Source organism: Globicatella sanguinis (assembly GCF_002847845.2).
GTDB lineage: Bacteria > Bacillota > Bacilli > Lactobacillales > Aerococcaceae > Globicatella > Globicatella sanguinis.
In genome coordinates this window covers 619,474-639,193 of record NZ_CP126962.1, presented here as the reverse complement: position 1 = coordinate 639,193, position 19,720 = coordinate 619,474, and the positions used below count along the sequence as shown (strand labels likewise).

The 19,720-nt window shown below is 35.6% G+C and carries 17 protein-coding genes and 1 pseudogene; 14 read left to right on the top strand and 4 right to left on the bottom strand.

Annotated elements, in window-relative coordinates:
- The 4 genes from CYJ72_RS02715 to CYJ72_RS02700 all read right to left on the bottom strand — a co-directional run bounded on the left by CYJ72_RS02715 (position 1) and on the right by CYJ72_RS02700 (position 3,493).
- Positions 1 to 849: a metal ABC transporter permease gene (locus CYJ72_RS02715; RefSeq protein WP_066123615.1), complete on the bottom strand. Its 849-nt coding sequence runs from the start codon at positions 847 to 849 to the stop codon at positions 1 to 3.
- Positions 846 to 1,715 (bottom strand): metal ABC transporter permease, encoded by an 870-nt coding sequence (locus tag CYJ72_RS02710; protein WP_066123618.1) that lies wholly within the window; start codon positions 1,713 to 1,715, stop codon positions 846 to 848. The genes CYJ72_RS02715 and CYJ72_RS02710 overlap by 4 nt, the downstream gene beginning before the upstream one ends.
- Positions 1,696 to 2,448 carry a metal ABC transporter ATP-binding protein gene (locus CYJ72_RS02705; protein WP_066123620.1) on the bottom strand — a complete coding sequence of 251 codons (753 nt, stop codon included), beginning with the start codon at positions 2,446 to 2,448 and terminating at the stop codon, positions 1,696 to 1,698. The genes CYJ72_RS02710 and CYJ72_RS02705 overlap by 20 nt, the downstream gene beginning before the upstream one ends.
- A 130-nt stretch (positions 2,449 to 2,578) precedes the next feature.
- Complete coding sequence (locus CYJ72_RS02700) at positions 2,579 to 3,493, bottom strand: metal ABC transporter solute-binding protein, Zn/Mn family (RefSeq protein ID WP_066123624.1); 915 nt, start codon at positions 3,491 to 3,493, stop codon at positions 2,579 to 2,581.
- A gap of 203 nt (positions 3,494 to 3,696) precedes the next feature.
- Here CYJ72_RS02700 and CYJ72_RS02695 point away from each other — a divergent pair.
- The 14 genes and pseudogenes from CYJ72_RS02695 (at position 3,697) to gatC (ending at position 19,719) form a co-directional block, all read left to right on the top strand.
- Positions 3,697 to 5,088 (top strand): annotated as a pseudogene (locus tag CYJ72_RS02695) (ISLre2 family transposase).
- 340 nt (positions 5,089 to 5,428) lie between these two features.
- Positions 5,429 to 5,791, top strand: a complete 363-nt coding sequence (locus CYJ72_RS02690) for a metal-dependent transcriptional regulator (protein ID WP_066123627.1) — start codon at positions 5,429 to 5,431, stop codon at positions 5,789 to 5,791.
- A 26-nt stretch (positions 5,792 to 5,817) separates the two neighbouring features.
- Complete coding sequence (gene ylxM / locus CYJ72_RS02685) at positions 5,818 to 6,129, top strand: YlxM family DNA-binding protein (protein WP_066123630.1); 312 nt, start codon at positions 5,818 to 5,820, stop codon at positions 6,127 to 6,129.
- Between the two features lie 19 nt (positions 6,130 to 6,148).
- Positions 6,149 to 7,642, top strand: a complete 1,494-nt coding sequence (ffh, locus tag CYJ72_RS02680) for a signal recognition particle protein (protein WP_071408299.1) — start codon at positions 6,149 to 6,151, stop codon at positions 7,640 to 7,642.
- 277 nt (positions 7,643 to 7,919) lie between these two features.
- Complete coding sequence (locus CYJ72_RS02675) at positions 7,920 to 9,986, top strand: BglG family transcription antiterminator (RefSeq protein ID WP_284630315.1); 2,067 nt, start codon at positions 7,920 to 7,922, stop codon at positions 9,984 to 9,986.
- Positions 9,987 to 9,999: 13 nt separating this feature from the next.
- A complete protein-coding gene (locus tag CYJ72_RS02670; RefSeq protein WP_284630314.1) occupies positions 10,000 to 10,308 on the top strand; it encodes a PTS sugar transporter subunit IIB in 309 nt (102 codons plus the stop codon).
- A 19-nt stretch (positions 10,309 to 10,327) separates the two neighbouring features.
- The gene (locus tag CYJ72_RS02665) at positions 10,328 to 11,611 is read left to right on the top strand and encodes a PTS sugar transporter subunit IIC (RefSeq protein ID WP_284630313.1); all 1,284 of its coding nucleotides are present in this window, start codon (positions 10,328 to 10,330) and stop codon (positions 11,609 to 11,611) included.
- Between the two features lie 25 nt (positions 11,612 to 11,636).
- Positions 11,637 to 12,029, top strand: a complete 393-nt coding sequence (locus CYJ72_RS02660; RefSeq protein ID WP_284630312.1) for a tetratricopeptide repeat protein — start codon at positions 11,637 to 11,639, stop codon at positions 12,027 to 12,029.
- Positions 12,030 to 12,033: 4 nt separating this feature from the next.
- Positions 12,034 to 12,891 (top strand): class II fructose-bisphosphate aldolase, encoded by an 858-nt coding sequence (locus tag CYJ72_RS02655; RefSeq protein ID WP_284630311.1) that lies wholly within the window; start codon positions 12,034 to 12,036, stop codon positions 12,889 to 12,891.
- Positions 12,892 to 12,897: 6 nt separating this feature from the next.
- Positions 12,898 to 13,500, top strand: coding sequence for a DEAD/DEAH box helicase family protein (locus CYJ72_RS02650; RefSeq protein WP_284630310.1), 603 nt, complete (start codon positions 12,898 to 12,900; stop codon positions 13,498 to 13,500).
- 251 nt (positions 13,501 to 13,751) lie between these two features.
- Positions 13,752 to 16,169 (top strand): UvrD-helicase domain-containing protein, encoded by a 2,418-nt coding sequence (locus tag CYJ72_RS02645; protein ID WP_284630309.1) that lies wholly within the window; start codon positions 13,752 to 13,754, stop codon positions 16,167 to 16,169.
- A gap of 1 nt (position 16,170) precedes the next feature.
- Entirely contained in the window at positions 16,171 to 18,177 is a 2,007-nt protein-coding gene (ligA, locus tag CYJ72_RS02640) for an NAD-dependent DNA ligase LigA (RefSeq protein WP_284630308.1), read from the top strand.
- 18 nt (positions 18,178 to 18,195) lie between these two features.
- On the top strand, positions 18,196 to 19,407 hold the full coding sequence (locus CYJ72_RS02635; protein WP_101813578.1) for a CamS family sex pheromone protein: 1,212 nt from the start codon (positions 18,196 to 18,198) through the stop codon (positions 19,405 to 19,407).
- A gap of 15 nt (positions 19,408 to 19,422) precedes the next feature.
- A complete protein-coding gene (gatC, locus tag CYJ72_RS02630; RefSeq protein ID WP_284630307.1) occupies positions 19,423 to 19,719 on the top strand; it encodes an Asp-tRNA(Asn)/Glu-tRNA(Gln) amidotransferase subunit GatC in 297 nt (98 codons plus the stop codon).
- Position 19,720 lies beyond the last annotated feature (1 nt).

Genomic DNA, 19,720 nt, shown 5'->3' with positions numbered 1-19,720 from the left:
CTAAGATAGTCGACGAAATCGTGACAAAATATGATGTTTTAGAATAAATACCATAATAAAGATGATAAAACTAACGACCGCTACCATTCCCGACATAGAGACATTAAAATGGATGGCTAGCTGATAGCCAATGACACTATTAATACAAGCAATCATCGCTCCCAAAATCAGTAATTGTGGGAAACTTTTAGCGTATAATTGAGCGCTTAGGGCGGGTGCAACCATTAAGGCAATGACTAAAATAGCACCGACACTTTGAAAGGCAATCACACAGTGTAAGGCCACTAAAGTCATTAATAAAAAATTGATTAAGGAGACCTTAATATTGGTTGTTTTAGCAAAAGTACTATCAAATAAAATCAATTTTAAAGGATGGTAAAAGAATAATAGAAACAATAGGATGATTCCCAGTAAGATCGTATTTTGAATCAAAGCAACAGGGAAACTGTGTCCGAATAATTCTATTCGATTTAAAGGGGCAAAGATAATTTCTCCTAGTAAAACGGCATCGATGTCCAGATGAACATTGTCAAAGCATTTGGAAATTAAGATCACGGCTAAAGCAAAAAAGAAAGTATAGACAATCCCAATTGCAGCATCGATTTGGATATTGGTTTGATAGGTTAACCATTCAATCGCATACACCGTTAAGACCCCAAACAAGGTTGCGCCGATAATCAGTAGTGGCGAGTCTAAATTTTGGACTATAAAATAGGCTAAAACAATCCCTAATAAAATAGTATGTGAGATAGCATCGGCTACCATGACGGTTTGCTTTTGAACTAATATATTACCTAAAAGGCTACTTGATATTCCCACTAATAATAAAATCCATAATGATTCAATCATTTTGCTTCACCTCGCTTAAATAAGGGGCTTTTTGGGCCGATGATGAGGGAGAGAATGGTCATCATAAATAAGCAGAGAACGACGGTCGGACCAGTGGCCAATTTTTCGATAGTGGTACTAAGATAAGTGCCGCCTACCGCTGCGATAATCGAGGCAATACTGCCGATGATTAATACTTTTTCATATTGATTACTCCATTGTAAAGCGATAATAGTAGGGGCAATTAATAAACTACTTATCAATAAAGCACCAACCGCTTTTAGTCCTACAGCAATAATAATAATCGCTAAAAACAAATTGAGAAATTTAAAAAATGGGACATTGATGCCAATGCTAGTGGCAAAGTCTTTATCGAATAATACAGTTTTTATTTTCGGATAGTGAATCAAAAAGACGATAATCGTAAAGATGGCTACAATTCCGATGGTAATCACATCATCTCTCATTAGGTAGGCTGCTTGTCCCATAATATAATTATTAAGACCAGCTTGTGCTGTCTTAGCAAAGTTAGGATTACCTTGAATATAACTCATTAAGACCATCCCCAATCCAAAAAATGATGAAAGAACCAGGGCGAGGGTACTTTCAAAATGAAAAGCTTTTTCGCGACTTAGCCAGTGGATAATGACGATTGACAATAAACTGGCAGCGACTGCTCCCATTAATAAAATAATGGGATTACGTTGTTGAAAAATCATGTAGGCAATGATGACACCTGGATAAGAAGAGTGACCGATTGCATCACCTAATTGACTTTGTTTTTCTAAGACCAAGGTACTCCCTACAATGGAGCTAGCAACGGCTAGTAGGCTCAGCCCGATGGCGACCACTAGATATAGGTAATGATTATTCCATAAGATGCTCATGTTTATTCGCCTCCAGTTGTGAGTGTTTGATGCCATAGTAGGTTAAATCCAGATTGTCTTTGGTTAGCACTTCGTCAATGGGTCCTGCTGTGATTAGTTGTTGATTAATCATGACAACATAGTCGAAATAGTCTTTTAATGTTTCTAATTGATGATGCACGGTAATACTTGATTTATTTTGTTTTTGGAAATCATTTAATTGTTGCATAATCAGTTGTTCACTGGTGCGATCAATACCTGCTAGTGGTTCATCAAGAAAATAAGCCTGTGCATCTTGAGCAATGGCCCGTGCTAAAAAGACTCTTTGTTTTTGTCCACCAGAAAGTTGGTTAATTTGACGATCTTTTAAATCGGTTAATTTCATGATGGCTAACGCTTGTTCCACTTTGTCTTTCTTTTCTTTAGAGATGGGTGAAAAGATAAAGCGATTGCTGCTGACACCCATTTTAACCACATCTTCAACCGTTGTTGGAAAGTACCAATTCACATTGGAGCGTTGGGGAACATAAGCAATGTGTTGACGACTTTCTTTAATCGTTTGGTTTAGTACGCTCACTTGGCCGTCATAAGGAATTAGACCAAGACAGGCTTTGATGAAAGTGGATTTACCGGCACCGTTAGGACCGATAATGGCAATCTTTTTATTTTGCGGTAATTGTATATTGAGGTTGTTTAAAGCTTTTACTTTATCATATTGAACAGTTAAATCGACTGTTTCTAATAGAGGATTCATATAAAGCGCTCCTTTCAAGCAAGATGATGAATAATGCAAAAATAAACGAGTGGGGAGCGGGCACTAAGAGAAGTGTATGTTAAACTCTTTTGTCCACTTCCGCACTCGTTAGTTAACTAAAATCTAAAAATTATTTAGCTAAGTGTTGAATAATGACATTAATATTATGTTGATACATCGCGATATAATTATCACCAGGTTGGCCTGCTGGTGCTAATGAGTCAGAGAATAAGGCTTCATCTTCATTCATTACCACTTCCACTGAACCACCTTTTGCTTTAACAGCTTCTTGTAATTTTTTCATTCTATCCGGATTAGTGGTAGACTCTACAAAGATTGCTGGTACTTTATTATCGATAATAAAATCAACAGTTTCTGAAATTTGTTGATTTGAAACTTCAGAATCGGTACTAACACCTTGTGGGGCATAGACGACAAAATCATTACTTTTGGCAAAGTAGTTAAAAGCATCATGTGGGGTAACTAAGTTACGTTGTTCAACCGGTAATTTTTCTAGTTCTGTAGCGACCCATGATTTTAATTGGTCTAGCTCATTTAAATATTGTTCGGTATTGCGTTCGAATGTTTCTTTTAATTCAGGGAATTTTTCTTGTAAAGCATTGCTAGCGGTAATAGTTGCTTGTTTATATAAATCAATATCAAACCAAAAATGCGGGTCGATTTCTTTTTGACCATCTTCTTCCATTTCTCCGATTTGATCTTCTTTAAAATCTTTCGTTACTGCCACACCATATTGTTCTAAAACATCCACCATTTTGCCTTCAAAATGCAAACCGTGATATAAAACAATGTCAGCTGTTGAAATTTTATTTAAATCTTGCGCTTTCGGTTGATATAAGTGTGGATCACTGCCAGCTGGAATTAAAAGCTCTAGCTCCACTTCATCACCCGCGATATTTTGAACCATATCTGCTAAGAAAGAAGTAGTGACCGTCACTTTTGGTTTTTCATTAGCACTGACAACTGGGCTCCATAATCCCAACCCTATGATAAACGACAAAATACTAAAAATAATTCTTTTCATTTTAAAATCTCCTTTTTAGGCATACCTAATTTATTTGTTGACTATAGTATATAATGTCATAAAAAACAAATCAATAGGTTTGCCTAATTTTTTTTAGGTTCAATCTTAGTGTAAAATAACTGTTGGTCAGCTAAAAGCAAAAAAAGATAATCCTCTGCTATACTGTAAGTAGTCTAAACACACAGAAAGGTAGAGGATTATCCATGAGTATTATAACACAAATTATGCAAAAAATTAATGAAATGATGGCAGATTTATATAATCAAGCGATTCAAGGTGAAGTAGATTTTTCAACATGCATCAAAACCATTAGCAATACGATGCGTCAACTCTCAGTCGATTTAGGAGAAGATCTCTGTACAACAATTGAGGAATCACTCTTTGAAAGTCCTGGAAGAAAAGCAAGATATAGCGTTCATCGTTGCGATGATGAAAAAACAATCTCCACACTGATCGGTGACATTAAACTCTCAAGGCGTTATTACAAAGATAAACAAACGGGTGAGTTCTGCTATTTATTGGATGACTTCTTATCGCTCACGCCTCACCAGCGCATGGATATTGATCTAGAAGCAGCCATTTACGAGAAGGCTAGTAAGCATTCTTATCAAGAGACCATTGATAGCTTCGAACATATCGGGATTTATAGTCGTCAGACAGTCAAGAATATTGTACATAAGTATAGCCCAGATTCTGTTGCGTTGCCGGTGGAAGCAAAGCGTTAGGTAGACTGCTTATATATTGAAGCCGATGAAGACCATGTAGCTTATCAAGATGGGAAGAATCGGGAAATGCGCTTGGCGTATGTTCACGAAGGATACAAAGAAAATTTAGAATCAAGTGACCGAAAAGAATTAAATATTAGTCGCATATTCACAGGGTTATACGAAGATAGCGAGGAATTGTGGGAAGATATTTATTACTATCTCGACCAACAATACGATTTAGCAGCCTGTCCGCTCCTTTATTTAAGTGGAGACGGGGCTCACTGGATTAAGAAAGGGTTGGACTATCTACCGACTCAGACGCGCTTTGTTCTTGACCCTTATCATACGGTTAAACACCTTCGTCAGGCATGTGTTGGTATCAGTAATGATCATTTATACGCCACTTTACATCGTTGGCTTTATACAGGTGAAAAAGGCTATTTACAGGACTACTTCCAAGTGCGACTCAGCGATCCGTCGCTACCGGACTCTTCGAAACAAACGCTTCAAAAGGTTCGTCGCTATCTAATAGGCAATTGGGATTCTATTCAAAGACAAAGGGACCCTCAATATATCGGTTGTAGTGCCGAAGGTCACGTCAGCCATTGGTTAAGTGCTCGTTTAAGTTCGCGACCGCTAGGATGGAGTACAACAGGAGCAGAAAACATCGCTAAAGCCCGTGCTTATGACTTAAATGGTGGCGATTTAAAAACTTGGGTAACAAATCAAATTAAAACAAAAGAAAGAAAAAGAAGAGTAGAGAAATTAGATGGCCGTGTGGGGCGGAAATACGTTCGTCAGTATGATTGGAGTGGTAAAGTAGCCATCTTACACTATTCCAATAACACACGCAGTCGCCAGGCTTTTGGGACAATCGCTGGTTATTGAAATATAGTAGATTGAAGCCAGTCTTCATAATGATAGCTAAAGGCGATGAAGTGAATGCTTGATAGCGAGCAACGGCATGGTACTGGCGTCTAGCGAGACTGGATTGGCTATCGGGTGGAAATGCCTCCCTAAAGACTTCCAGAACCTCCCATGCCGCTAGAGGCTGGCTATCAAGGATATCGATTAAAATATGGAATCCATGAAACTAGGTTCAGAGAATTAGTAAAAAGTATGGTAGAGGAAAACCAACAATAATTTGACACTATCAGGTTCAATTAAAAATTTGTCTAATCACTAAGATAATGTTAAAATAAGTTGATGAACTTTAGGAGGGTGTTAGATGTCCCAGAGTAGAGAAGACTATGTGAAATTCATCTATGAAAATGGAACTTCACAATTGGTATCAAATAAAATGATTGCTAAAGGGCTGCAAGTATCTGCACCTTCCGTTTCGGAAATGGTTGTCAAACTAGCAGCTGAAGGGTTGTTAGAGTATCAGCCTTATCAGGGTGCAGAGTTAACGCCAAAAGGAATTGAAATGGCTAGAAACTTAATTAGAAAACATGAAATTTGGGAGTATTTCTTAGAAAAAGAATTGGGTTATACCAAAGAAGAGGTTCATGATTTAGCAGAAGTTTTAGAGCATTCAACGCCTAATGAGTTGGCCGATCGTTTAGCAAAATATATTCAATATCCTGAATAGAGGTGATTGAACTGTCACTAGAAGCAATGGTTAGAATGAATATGTTATTTAGTTATTATCAAACCTTATTAACTAAAAAACAACAACAAATGTTGGCACTTTATTATGAAGAAGATTATTCATTAGGTGAAATCGCCGAACATTATAAAATCAGTCGACAAGCGGTGCATGATACGATTAAACGTAGTGAAAAAGCGTTAGAACAATACGAAGCCAACCTTGGACTATTGAAAAAACGTAACCAACGTGAAGTATTATTGGATGAATTATTATTAAATCTTGATAATAAAGAACAAGCAACTAACATTATCCACCAATTAAAAGAATATGATGAATAAGTAAAGAGGAGATTTAAATATGGCATTTGAAGGGTTATCGGAACGCCTCCAATCGGCTATTAGCCAAGTAGGTGCAGGAGGGACAATTACTGAAGCAGACTTAAAACAAATGATGCGTGAGATTCGTCTTGCGTTATTAGAAGCGGACGTTAACTTCCAAGTAGTTAAGACATTCGTCAGAAAAGTCAATGAGCGTGCATTAGGTTCGGATGTATTAGCTTCATTATCACCAGCACAACAAGTATTGAAAATCGTTGATGAAGAATTAACGGCCTTAATGGGTGGTGAAATAGAAGAGTTAAATCTTCAATCAGCGCCGCCAACAATCATTATGATGGCAGGTTTACAAGGGGCAGGTAAAACAACCACGGTTGGTAAATTAGCGAAATATGTAACAGAAAAAGGTAAAAAACGTCCATTATTAGTAGCTGCTGACGTTTATCGTCCGGCAGCGATTGACCAATTAAAAACGATTGGGAATCAATTAGGATTTGATGTTTTCAGTTACGGTACAGAAGCGAATCCGGTAGATATTGCACGTGATGCAGTGGCTCAAGCGCGTATACAAGGTAATGAAGTCGTTATTATCGATACGGCTGGTCGTTTACATGTTAATGAAGAATTGATGAATGAGTTACGCAATATTAAAGCAGCGGTTCAACCTCATGAAATCTTATTAACGGTTGATGCGATGACCGGACAAGATGCCGTTAACGTCGCCCAATCCTTTAATGAAGCCTTGGATATTACCGGGGTTGTTATCACTAAGTTAGATGGGGATACCCGTGGTGGGGCGGCCTTATCTATCCGCTCCATTACGAATAAACCAATTAAATTCACCGGACAAGGAGAGCAATTAGATGCTTTAGAACCATTCTATCCAGATCGTATGTCTAGCCGTATTTTAGGTATGGGTGACATGATGACCTTGATCGAAAAAGCCCAAAGAGATTTCGATGAAGCGAAAGCTCAAGAAATGGCTGAAAAGATGAAGGATGCAACCTTTGACTTTAATGACTTCCTAGAACAAATGAATCAAGTTAATAAGATGGGGCCAATCAAAGACATCTTAAAAATGATTCCAGGCGTGAGTCAAATTCCTGGTTTAAATGATGTAAATATCGATGAAAAAGATATGGGACGTGTTAAAGCCATTATTTATTCGATGACACCTGAAGAAAGAGCCAATCCTGATATTATTTCTCAAAGTCGCCGTAAACGGATTGCAGCTGGTTGTGGTCAAACATTAATGGATGTAAACCGCATGATTAAACAATTCAACCAAACACGTGATATGATGAGTCAATTATCCAATGGTAAAATGGGTGGCATGAAGAAAATGATGAATCAAATGCAACAAATGCAAGGCGGTATGCCAGGTATGGGTGGATTACCAGGCATGGGCGGAATGCCACAAATGAGTGACCGCGACTTCATGACACCAGAACAAATTAAAGCAGCTAATGAAGAGAAAAAATTACGACGTTTATTGAAAAAGAAAAAACGCCGTTAGTTAATGAATGAACCGTCTTATATAGATAAAATGAACTTCGGTAAGTTTTAAGTTTAACACCGAAATGTTAATGGAAGAACTGTCTTAGATAGACAAAATGAACATCAGACCGTTTTAGATAACTCGTTTCGTAAGAGGCGGGTTATTTTTATACAAAAAAATCCCCAAAAAATTTGTGTAATATTTATTATAGGTAGACTAATTTGCAAATAATTTTTGAAGAAACATCTACTTTCTTTGGGACTGGAAGCGTTTTATACTAAAGATGTAAGGAGGAATGAGAGTGAAAGAAAGAACTAGTTCAATATTAAATCGATTACTATCATCAGAAGTACCACTTACAATAAAATATATAGCCAACGAATATTCTGTTAGTGAAAGAACTATTCGTAATGAAATTAATATTATTAATGATGAGCTTGTTAGTTTAAATTTACCACAAATCAAAACAATAAGAAATAAAGGGATATTTCTTAGTTTGGATAAAAAACAAAAAAATATATTAAATTCAAAATATGATTCAACAGATGAATTTCAATACTTGACACCTGACGAAAGATTAATTGATATTATTTTAGACATTGCATTTGGTAATCAACCAGTATTTTTAAATAAAAAGGAAGAAGAGTATAAAGTATCAAAGTCAACTTTAGATGATGATATTCGTAATGTAAGAAAATATTTGTCAGAATTTAATTTAGAGGTTGTTAGTGTACCTAAAATTGGACTTCAATTTAACTCAGATGAAAATAAGATTAGATCAATGCTTTTTTTTATGCTTAGTTCAATCTATTTTGATATTGATGATGCAAAGAAAGACAGAATGTTTAAATATGTCCCTAAAAATGATTTAGAAATACTCGATAAAGTGAATAACAAATACTTTTTTGATCGAATCGGAACACATTACCCTGCGCATTTTAATCTTTTAACTTATATATGGATGAGACGAATTAAGCAAGGGAATTTAATTAGATTTGACTCAAATGAAGATAGAAACAATAAAACTATTGATGAGAATATTCTTCCTTATGTAAGTGAAATAATAAATCTATTTTCAATCGAAACAACTGAAGACGAATTTTTTTACATTACAATGCTTCTTAAGTCTCTAAATAAAGAGGATGATTATTACCCTTCAAATTGGTTAGATATTCAATTATTGATAGTTAGAATGATTCAGTATGTTGAGTATAATACTTCCATCCTCTTTACAAAGTATGAATTTAATCTGCAAAAATCTCTCTATAGTCATATTTCTAGCATGGTTAAAAGGATTCAAAGTGGTTTACAGCTTGTAAATCCATTAAAAGATAAAATTAAACATTCTTACAGTGTGATATTTACTACAATAAAAGACTTCATGCTTAAAGTTGAAAATGAATTAGGTGGAAGAATTACAGATGATGAAATTGCTTTTATTACTATTCACTTTTCAACGGCTTTGAGTGAACTTAATCAAAATAAACAGTATTGGTATAGGGCAGTAGTTGTATGTAACTACGGGATAGCTACTGGAAAATTATTAGCTGAAAATTTAAAAGAAAACTTTAATATTGAAATTTTAGCGGTTGTAAGTAGCCATGACATTACATTATTAGAAAAATTCGACGCAGATTTAGTTTTTTCAACAATTCATTTTGAATATACAAAAAAACCATTATTAGTTATTGACTCTATATTCAATTCGGAAACCAAATTATTGGTAAATACTTTTTTAGAACAAAATAGTAGTTTAAAAAGAACCGTTAATTATGAAAATGACTATACTGAGATGTTCCAAGAAATCCTTGAATTATATAAAAGAAGTGAATCAGGAATGAGTGCTCATTTATATAAAGAAATTGAGCAGATATTTTATAAAAATAAATTATTAATTAATAAAAGGAAGGTACAGCCTATGATTCAAGACTTATTGCCAGACGAAAACATTTCAGTAGAAAGAGGTGAATATACTTGGGAAGAGGCAATCAGAAAGGTTTCTGAGCCCCTTCTAAAAAGTGACGTGATAACGGAAGAATATGTAAATGCTATGATTAAAGGTGTAAATGATTTTGGCCCTTATATCGTAATAGGTCCACACCTTGCACTTGCACACGCTAGACCAGAAGATGGGACAAAAAAACTCGGACTTAGTGTTTCTGTTTTTGAAAAATCTATAAAATTTAACCATGAATTTAATGATCCAGTGAAAATTATTTTCTGTTTATCTGCTGTCGATTCTTATTCACATTTAAACGTAATGAAAAGTTTAGTTAATCTAATTAGAGAAGAAAATAAACTCACAAAATTATACAACGCGAAAAATAAAAATGAAATAAAAGAAATATTATTTAATGAATAATGGAGGAAGAATAATGGCAAAAAAATTAAATATCTTATTTGTTTGTGGAGCAGGATTGGGGTCTAGTTTTGCAGCTCAGATGGCTGCAGAGGATGTGTTAAATAAATATAATATAGATGCAAAATTAGATCATGTAGATATCTCTACAGCAGCTTCAATGCAACCCGATGTTATTATTACGGCACAAAATTTTGAAAAGCAGTTCGCTCAATTTACAATCAATACTGAAAAAACAGCTTTGATTTTTTTAAAGAATATTGTTTCTACTAAAGAAATTGAAGAAAAGTTAATCCCTGTATTAAAAGAGCGTTCATTTATCTGATTTATAGGAGGAAAAAAACATGAGCTTCGTAAATTTCTTAATCAATAACGTATTAACTCAGGCATCTATAACAATTTCTTTAATCGCAATGTTAGGTCTTATTTTACAAAAAAGATCTGTTGGACAAATAATCTCTGGAACTCTAAAAACATTATTAGGATTTCAAGTATTAAGTGCGGGTTCTAGTATTATTGTTTCTAGTCTAACATATTTCGGAGAAATTTTTCAAAAAGGTTTTAATACTCAGGGAATCGTACCTTCAATTGAAGCGATAAATGGGCAGGCTATGAATGAGCTTGGTTTAGGTAGTAGTATAGCATTAACTTTTTTAGCTATATTTATTTGTAATATTTTGATTGCTAGATTCACAAAATGGAAATATATATTTTTAACTGGTCAAGCACTTTTATGGATGGCAACTATGACAACGGTTTTTGGTTATTTTGCTGGACTAAGAGGATTTTTATTAATTTTAGTAGGTGGAATCGTTGGCGGAATTTTTACTGTTTTGATGCCTGCAATCGCTCAACCAATTATTAGAAAAGTTACAGGTTCAGACGATATAGCTTTGGGTCATTTTTGTACAATTGGTTATTTATTCGAAGCGGGTATTGCAAAAATCTTTGGTGAAAAAGGAGAAAATAAAAAATCAATCGAGGATATTGAACTGCCTAAAGCATTTGAATTTTTACAAGATACTTATTTGTCAGTGATGGTTGTAATGGTTCCGCTTTATTTAATTACAGCATTTTTTGCTGGCCCTTCTGCAGTTGATACCGGAACACAAAATTATTTAATGTTTAGTTTCTTACAAGCAATTCAATTCGTAGTTGGGGTTTATGTTCTATTGTCAGGTGTGCGTTTATTACTTGGAGAAATTGTTCCGGCATTTAGAGGTATTGCCATGAAATTAGTGCCAGATGCAATTCCAGCTTTGGATTGTCCAGTATTTTTCCCATACTCACCTAACGCAGTAATATTAGGCTTCATTACTACCACGATAGGAACACTTATAGCAATGTTTACACTTCCGATGGTTGGATTAGCAATGATCTTACCAGGAATGTTAACGAACTTTTTTGCAGGTGGTACTGCTGGTATTTTCGGAAATGCTGTTGGGGGACGAAGAGGAGCAATTATTGGTGGTATTGCGCATGGTTTCTTTATTACATTATTGCCAGCGTTATTAGTAACAGCGTTTAATCAACTTGGATTTGTAAATGCAACAGCAACAGACGTAGATACTGTAGCAGCAGCTTTATTATATTATTGGATTTTAAGTCCTATCTTTAAAATGTTTTAATAATTTTTAAAATGGGGGTGGCATAATGTTCAATCTATTTAGAAAGAAAAAAAATATTAATAACAAATTAAAACCAAACAGTGAAAAAAATATTAAAACTGAAGACGAAGTTAGAGAAATAAAACATCAAATTGATGTTTTATTGAATACAAACAATGAAAAAGATGCAGAATATTATGAAAAAATTGGATTGCTATATTCAGAAATTGACAATATTGAACTTGCTATAGAAAACTTAGAGAAAAGTCTAGAAATTGAAATTTCAATGGGGGAAGGTTATAAAAAATTAATGAATCATTATAACCAAAAACGGAAAGATGCAGCCTTTGCAAAAGACAATGAAAAAATCGATTACTATTTGTCAAAAATGGATGAAATGAGAAATATCGCAAAAAGTGCAACATTGAAAGGAAAATAGGGGAATGTATATCACACTAAAAGAAATAATGAAAAAAGCAGATAAGTTGAATATGACAGTTGGTGCATTTAACATGCATAATTTAGAGATGCTACCAGGGATGATTAGATCAGCAAAAGAAGTAGGCGCTCCGATAATTATTCAAACAAGTATCGATACAGCAAAATATATTGGATATGATGTAATTGTTGCTGTTTGTAAACAATTAGCTGAAAATGAAATTGTTGACGTAACTTTACATTTAGATCATGCAAAAGATTTAGAAGCAATTAAAGATGCGATTGATGCAGGTTATTCTAGTATAATGTATGATGGTTCAAGCCTACCTTTCAAAGAAAATATTGCAAAAACAAGGGCTGTAGTTGAGTATGCACATGCGCGTGGTGTGTCTGTAGAGGGAGAATTGGGAACTATTGGTGGTACCGAAGAGGGAGTTTCAGTCGCTGAAGAAGATAAACAATATACAAAACCTGAAGATGCTCTTCGTTTTGTGCAAGAGACTGGGGTGGATGCTTTGGCAGTGGGGATAGGAACAAATCACGGACAATTTAAGTCAAAAACGAATGTAAATATTCCATTGCTTAAAAAAATTCATGAAACTGTTGATATCCCTCTTGTTTTACATGGTGGGACAGGAGTTAAAGAATCGGATTATCCAGAGTTGATAAATAATGGAATTAGAAAATTTAATGTTGGAACAGAATTATTAGTAAATTGGACTGAAACAGCAAAAAAATACTTCGTTGAAACGCCAGTGAATAAATCATTACGACATAATATTATTCCATGTAATGATCGTGTAAATGAGATTATAAAACATAAGTGTCATTTGTTTATGAATCTAGATAGTCCTTTAAAGTAAAAACTTATGAAAAAAACATTAATTTTGATTGCAGGGCCTCCGGCAACAGGAAAAACATATTTGACTAATTTAATAGAGAAAATACAACCTAATTTATTTAAGGTAACTCCTGATGAATTAAAAGAAGATATCGCTGATAATATAGGGTTTGGCAACTTGTCTGAAAAAAAAGAATTAGAATTGATAGTTTGGGACTCCTATTACTGCATTTTAGAATCTTACATGAAAGTTGGAAAAAAAATAATTCTTTCCGAATATCCATTTTCTGATAAACAAAAAGGAACATTGACTAAACTCACTGATAAGTATGGATATGAAATTATTACAATAAGATTGATAGCTGATTTTGAAATACTTTGGGAACGAAGATATATTAGGGATAGAGAAAATGACAGACATCTTAGTCATATCATGACACATTATCATTTTGGAGACCAGCTTCATAATAGGTCTGAAGCTGATAATCATATAACTAAGGCAGAGTTTTATAATATTATCACTGAAAGAAAATATAACGATTTCGAATTGGGAAAATTATACGAATTTGTTGTAAATGATTATAAAACTGTTGATTATTCAAAACTCTTAAATGAATTAAAAACAATCTAAGATTGCTGATGACTAGAAATAGTACTAATTAAGTATTGTTTCTAGTTTTTTTATATTTAAAATTATTTATGAATTTACAAGTTGGAAATATTACTTCTTTTTTGTCTTACATTCGCATCCATCTGTCAATTCTTGAAAAAACCGAGAAACTTGGCAATTTTAATACAATAGTCAATCATTTTTTGATATAATTTTATACGGTGTGTGAATTTCGTGACACAGATCCATAAGACAGAATCGGAGGGACAAACGTGTCAACATTACAAGAAAATATTAAAAATTTAAATGATAAACAAAGAGAGGCCGTATTAACAACGACGGGCCCAGTCTTAATCGCTGCCGGAGCCGGTAGTGGGAAAACGAGAGTCTTAACTCATCGAATTGCTTACTTAGTAGAAGAAATCGGGGTTAATCCATGGAATATTTTAGCGATTACCTTTACCAATAAAGCCGCGACAGAAATGCGAGAGCGGGTGCAACAATTAGTTGGCCCAGCCGCCGAACAAATTTGGGTATCTACTTTTCATGCGATGTGTGCTCGTATTTTAAGACGTGAAGCTGAACATATTGGCTATGAACGTAATTTTACGATTATTGATACTGGTGAACAACAAACGTTAATGAAACAAGTACTTAAAGATCTAAATTTAGATAGTGAACGATTCAATTATAAGGTGTTATTACATGTAATTGATGAAGCCAAAAATGAAGGCCAATTACCAGAAGAATATGCTGAGTTAGCTGATGGCTACATTGAAAGAATTCATGCAGATGTTTACCGTAAATATCAGTCACGTTTAAAAGAAGCGAATGCGATGGATTTTAATGATTTGATCTTATTAACAGTTAAATTATTGGAATCAAACGAACAAATACGTCATTTTTATCAACAGAAGTTCCAATATATTCATGTCGACGAATACCAAGATACCAACCATAGTCAGTATCAATTAGTGCAATTATTAGCGGGCTTACTGCGCAATGTTTGTGTGGTAGGGGATGCTGACCAAAGTATTTATGGTTGGCGTGGGGCGAATATGGAAAATATTTTGAACTTTGAAAAAGATTATCCTGATGCCAAAGTGATTTTATTAGAACAAAATTATCGTTCGACCCAAACTATCTTAAAAGCGGCGAATAGCGTTATTGTGAACAATAAAAAGCGTAAAGAAAAGCAACTTTGGTCTGACAAAGAAGTTGGTGAGAAAGTGGTTTTCTATCAAGCGGATAGTGATCGTGAAGAAGCCCAGTTTGTGATCCAAAAAATTCATCAACTTAAAAATGATGAAGCTTATAAAAATCGTGATTTTGCGATTTTATATCGTACACAAGCCCAGTCACGTAGTTTAGAGGACCAATTGCTTCATGCCAACTTACCGTATAAAATTGTTGGAGGATTAAAATTCTATTCACGTAAAGAGATTCAAGATACTTTAGCTTATTTACGTTTAATTGATAATCCTAATGATAATATTAGTTTTAACCGTATTGTCAATGAACCGAAACGGGGGATTGGTCAAGCAACTGTGGAAAAATTAGCCGCATTTGCTGATAGTCAACAAATGTCTTGGTTTAAAGCGATTGAACATTTAGCACATTCTAATATTAGTAAATCAGCTCAAACGAAATTAGCCAATTTTGCGACGATGATTCAAAATTTACAACAACAAGCTGAATTTTTAAATATGAGTGAATTAGTCGAACAAGTTTGGGAACAAACGAAATATATTGAAATATTACGGGCACAAAATGATATTGAATCAGCCAATCGTATCGAAAACTTAGAGGAGTTCGCTTCCGTTACCAAGCAGTTTGATGAGGAAGGAACGGTCGATGAGGTTGAAATCGATCCCGATTTTGCTCTACCAACGACAACGCCTGAGTCAACAGTACAACCTGAATTAATCTTATCCTTAACGGAAGATTCATCAGAAACGAGTGAGCCCTCTACATTAACGCGCTTTTTAACCGATGTTTCTTTAGTTAGTGATACCAATGAGGAAACAGATTTTGAAGATCAAGTGACCTTAATGACCATGCATGCCGCTAAAGGATTAGAGTTTCCTTTTGTCTTTATTGTCGGAATGGAAGATGGCTTATTCCCACTATCTCGGGCAATGGAAGATGACGATGAATTAGAAGAGGAGCGTCGCTTAGCATATGTGGGGATGACGCGTGCTGAAAAACGCTTGTTCTTAACTGCTACTCGTTCGCGCCTTTTATATGGGCGTTATCAAAATAACTTGCCAAGTCGTTTTATTGATGAAATTGATTCCGAATTATTAGACAATCAATCATTCGGTTCCCGTGTCTATACCCGTCCGTCTATTAGCGAAGGGGGTGTGATGAACCCCGGTTTAGGACGTTTCAATCGAGCACGTTCGACAGGAGGAGCAAGTCACAGTGGAACAGCAGCTTTAAGAAGTGCCAACAAAGCAGCACTTTCCAATAAACGTCCCCTTTCTACAGCCAAAACCAGTTTAAGTACGAATGAAGGACCCGTAACTTGGAAGGCCGGTGACAAGGTTCAACATAAAGCCTGGGGCGTTGGAACCGTTGTACAAGTTGTGGAGGATAAAGGCGATACTAAATTAACCATTGCCTTTCAAACTCAAGGTATTAAGGATTTATTAGCAGCTTATGCCCCCATTACCAAAGTAGAAGAATAGGATGAAGAATATGCAATCAAATTCAATTGAACGATTAGAACAGTTGATTGAGTTACTAAATGATTATGCTTATCATTATTATGTGTTAGATAAACCGATAGCTTCAGACCATGAATATGATGTGCTATATCGTGAATTAGTCCACATTGAAACCCTCCACCCTGAGTGGATTCGTCCGGAATCGCCTACTCAACGGGTGGGAGGACAACTGTTAGAAGGTTTTAAAAAAGTGAGTCATGCTCAATCAATGTATAGTTTAGGCAATGCTTTTAATGAAAATGAAGTGGCAGCCTTTATTGAAAGAGTAACAAATGCTGCCAGCGGTCCGGTGAGTTTTATGTGTGAATGTAAAATCGATGGTCTCGCAATTGCTTTAACCTATGAAGCAGGTAAATTAGTCAGAGGGGCCACGCGTGGCGATGGGACGATTGGCGAAGATATTACGCATAATATCCGCACCATCAATTCGATCCCTTTACAACTACGTCGTCCTATTTCAACGGAAGTTCGTGGTGAAGCGTATATGCCTAAAGCGGTCTTTGCGGCTTTAAATGCCGAGCGCGATGAAAAAGGGGAAGTACCATTGGCTAATCCGCGTAATGCAGCTGCTGGAGCCCTAAGACAAATTGACCCTAAAATGGCGAAACAAAGACAATTAAATGCTTTTATTTATGATTCGATATTAACGGAAAGTTTTAATCCTATGTCGCAAGAAGAATTATTTAATCAATTTAGTGAGGTGGGGTTAAGAACGAATCCTTTACGTCGCTTATGTCAAACCAAAGATGAAGTAATGGACTTTATTCATGAAGTAGGCAATAAACGACACGATTTACCTTATGATATTGATGGCGTGGTCATCAAGGTTAATAACTTCCAATTAAGAGAAGCATTAGGTTTTACTGTTAAGGCACCACGTTGGGCAATTGCTTATAAGTTTCCGGCTGAAGTAGCGACTACTGTCGTTAGGGACGTCGAATGGACAGTAGGGCGAACAGGAGTGGTCACTCCAACGGCCGTGATGGACCCGGTTAATTTAGCGGGTTCAGTCGTCCAAAGAGCCACCTTACATAATATCGATATTATTGCTGATTTAGATGTCCGTATAGCAGATACTGTTCATCTGCATAAGGCGGGTGACATTATCCCGGAAATTTTAGAAGTATTAATGGACCAACGTCCAGCTAATTCACAACCTTTAACCATTCCGAATCAATGTCCTGCTTGTCAAAGTGAGTTAATTAGAATTGATGATGAAGTGGCATTGCGTTGTCAAAATCCTTTATGTCCAGCCCAACAATTAGCTCAGTTAAGTCATTTTGTGTCAAGAAATGCGATGAATATTGTCGGTTTAGGTGAAAAAGTCATTGAACAATTATTGAATAAAGAATTAGTAAAAGATGCGGCTGATTTATATTATTTGACTTATGAAGAATTATTAACACTTGATAAAATTAAAGATCGTTCAGCTAATAAAATCTTACAAGCCATCGAAGAGAGTAAACAACAATCGCTTGAGCGTTTACTATTCGGTTTGGGGATTCGTCATGTCGGTGCCAAAGCAGCCCAATTAGTGGCTCAAAAATTTGGTACAATAGAACGAATTATGACCGCAACATTAGAAGGATTTAGCAGTATTGAAGGACTAGGAATCATGATTAGTCAATCTTTAGTGAACTTTTTTGCTGAAGAGGGTTCGCATCAATTAATTCAAAGATTACAAGATGCGGGAGTGCAAATGTCGTATCAAGGTGTTAAAATAGAGGATATAGCAAATTTATCGACGGAATGGACTGGCAAAACGGTGGTCATTACCGGTAGTTTTGCTGATTACGACCGCAAAGAATTACAAGCGAAATTAGAATCATTAGGCGCTAAAGTAACGAGTAGTGTTTCAAAGAAAACCGATATTGTCGTTGCTGGTGAAGCGGCCGGAAGTAAATTAACGAAAGCCCAAGATTTAGGCATCACAATCTATAATGAGGCTCAGTTATTGGAACGAATATAAAGGATGTGAATGAACTGAATGAAAAAAAGCATAATGAAAGTCACGACATTATTATCAATTGTTGGCTTACTATCAGGGTGTTTAAGCGAATTAGATAAGGAAGTTGTTGAAGAGACGATAGCACCCGATCAAGTAGCAGTTCAAACGACTGCTAATCAACTTTCAATGGATTATTACCGTGCGGTTATTACCGATGGTCGCTATGAAATGGGGGTTGCTTCCAGTAGTAATACTAATTTAAGTTCTGCTGGAAATACAATCGCTTTTGAAGAAGGGCTCTTACGTATTAGTAAAGGGATTTTCCCAACTGATCAATATTTCTTACAAGAAGGACAAATTATTGACGAGGATACTATGACGAATTGGCTAGCCCGTGAGTCGAGTGATAATCCGGAAGGGCTCAACCCAGCCTTGGCGGCCAATGAAGAAGAAACAGCACCAGATACCGAGACGACCATGGCCGAAGGTGAGGAGACCACGATGGCTGCTGAAGAAAATCAAGTAATCGTTGATTCGACTTCAACACCGATTTACTTAACGCAAGTAATGGAAAAAAACATTATGGTTGAAACCGATGAAGGCTATCAATTAGCGGGCGTGGTGATTGGTTTAGCGATGAATAGTGTGTATCAATATACCGATGATGAAGGTGTTTCTTATGAACAGGAAATTTCTTTAGGTGAAATGCGTGAACGGGGTCGTCAATATGCTAATATTATCGTAGGACGTTTACGTAATACCGAAGCCTTACGTAATGTGCCGATTGTTGTTGGCTTATTTAGACAAACAGCGAATAATGAAATTGCCGGTGGGGCTTATATGATGAACGGTATTTCACGAGAAGGTAATTATATTTCTGATTGGACTGAACAAAATGAATATCGTGTTGCTTTACCGATAGTATCTTCGGGCGATTATAGCGAACAATATGCATTCTTTGATAATTTTAGTGATGAAGTGCGCAACTTCTTTCCACATTTAAATGGGGTGACAGGCGAAGCTTTATATATTGATAACGGCTTAGCATCTTTAACTATTGAAATTGTCTCACAATTCTATCAACAATCTGAAATCACCGCTCTAACACAACATGTGACAGATGTGGCGACAAAGAACTTGCCAGAAAACATACCTGTAGAAATTAGCATCGTGTCCGCTCATGGTCCAGAAGCGATCATTACGCGTACTGGTGAAAACACTCAATTTACGGCGCATATTTACGAGCAATAGAAAAGGGGAATTAATATGACAGAACGTGAAGAAATCATCCGTGTAGCAAATTTATCGAAACTCGCTTTTGATGATGCAAGTTTAGATACTTTTGCGAAAGAATTTAATAGTATCGTAGAATTAGTTGAACATTTAGAAGAGGTTGATACAACAGGTGTCAAACCAACTTATCATGGCAATGACTTAATCAATGTGTTTCGTGAAGATGAAGTCATTCGTGGTACTAAGCGTGAAGCCTTCTTGAAAAACACCAAAACAAGTCAAGATGGATTTGTCAAAGTACCTGCTATTATTGAAAGTGAGGAGGCATAAA

Bases quoted from the DNA above. Each gene is read 5' to 3' on its own strand.
- CYJ72_RS02635 (WP_101813578.1), top strand. From the start codon at position 18,196: ATGAAAAAAAGCATAATGAAAGTCACGACATTATTATCAATTGTTGGC.
- CYJ72_RS02705 (WP_066123620.1), bottom strand. From the start codon at position 2,448: ATGAATCCTCTATTAGAAACAGTCGATTTAACTGTTCAATATGATAAA.
- CYJ72_RS02660 (WP_284630312.1), top strand. From the start codon at position 11,637: ATGTTCAATCTATTTAGAAAGAAAAAAAATATTAATAACAAATTAAAA.
- CYJ72_RS02670 (WP_284630314.1), top strand. From the start codon at position 10,000: ATGGCAAAAAAATTAAATATCTTATTTGTTTGTGGAGCAGGATTGGGG.
- CYJ72_RS02650 (WP_284630310.1), top strand. From the start codon at position 12,898: ATGAAAAAAACATTAATTTTGATTGCAGGGCCTCCGGCAACAGGAAAA.
- CYJ72_RS02665 (WP_284630313.1), top strand. From the start codon at position 10,328: ATGAGCTTCGTAAATTTCTTAATCAATAACGTATTAACTCAGGCATCT.
- CYJ72_RS02710 (WP_066123618.1), bottom strand. From the start codon at position 1,715: ATGAGCATCTTATGGAATAATCATTACCTATATCTAGTGGTCGCCATC.
- CYJ72_RS02655 (WP_284630311.1), top strand. From the start codon at position 12,034: ATGTATATCACACTAAAAGAAATAATGAAAAAAGCAGATAAGTTGAAT.
- CYJ72_RS02690 (WP_066123627.1), top strand. From the start codon at position 5,429: ATGTCCCAGAGTAGAGAAGACTATGTGAAATTCATCTATGAAAATGGA.
- gatC (WP_284630307.1), top strand. From the start codon at position 19,423: ATGACAGAACGTGAAGAAATCATCCGTGTAGCAAATTTATCGAAACTC.
- CYJ72_RS02675 (WP_284630315.1), top strand. From the start codon at position 7,920: ATGAGAGTGAAAGAAAGAACTAGTTCAATATTAAATCGATTACTATCA.
- ligA (WP_284630308.1), top strand. From the start codon at position 16,171: ATGAAGAATATGCAATCAAATTCAATTGAACGATTAGAACAGTTGATT.
- CYJ72_RS02700 (WP_066123624.1), bottom strand. From the start codon at position 3,493: ATGAAAAGAATTATTTTTAGTATTTTGTCGTTTATCATAGGGTTGGGA.
- ffh (WP_071408299.1), top strand. From the start codon at position 6,149: ATGGCATTTGAAGGGTTATCGGAACGCCTCCAATCGGCTATTAGCCAA.
- ylxM (WP_066123630.1), top strand. From the start codon at position 5,818: ATGGTTAGAATGAATATGTTATTTAGTTATTATCAAACCTTATTAACT.
- CYJ72_RS02715 (WP_066123615.1), bottom strand. From the start codon at position 849: ATGATTGAATCATTATGGATTTTATTATTAGTGGGAATATCAAGTAGC.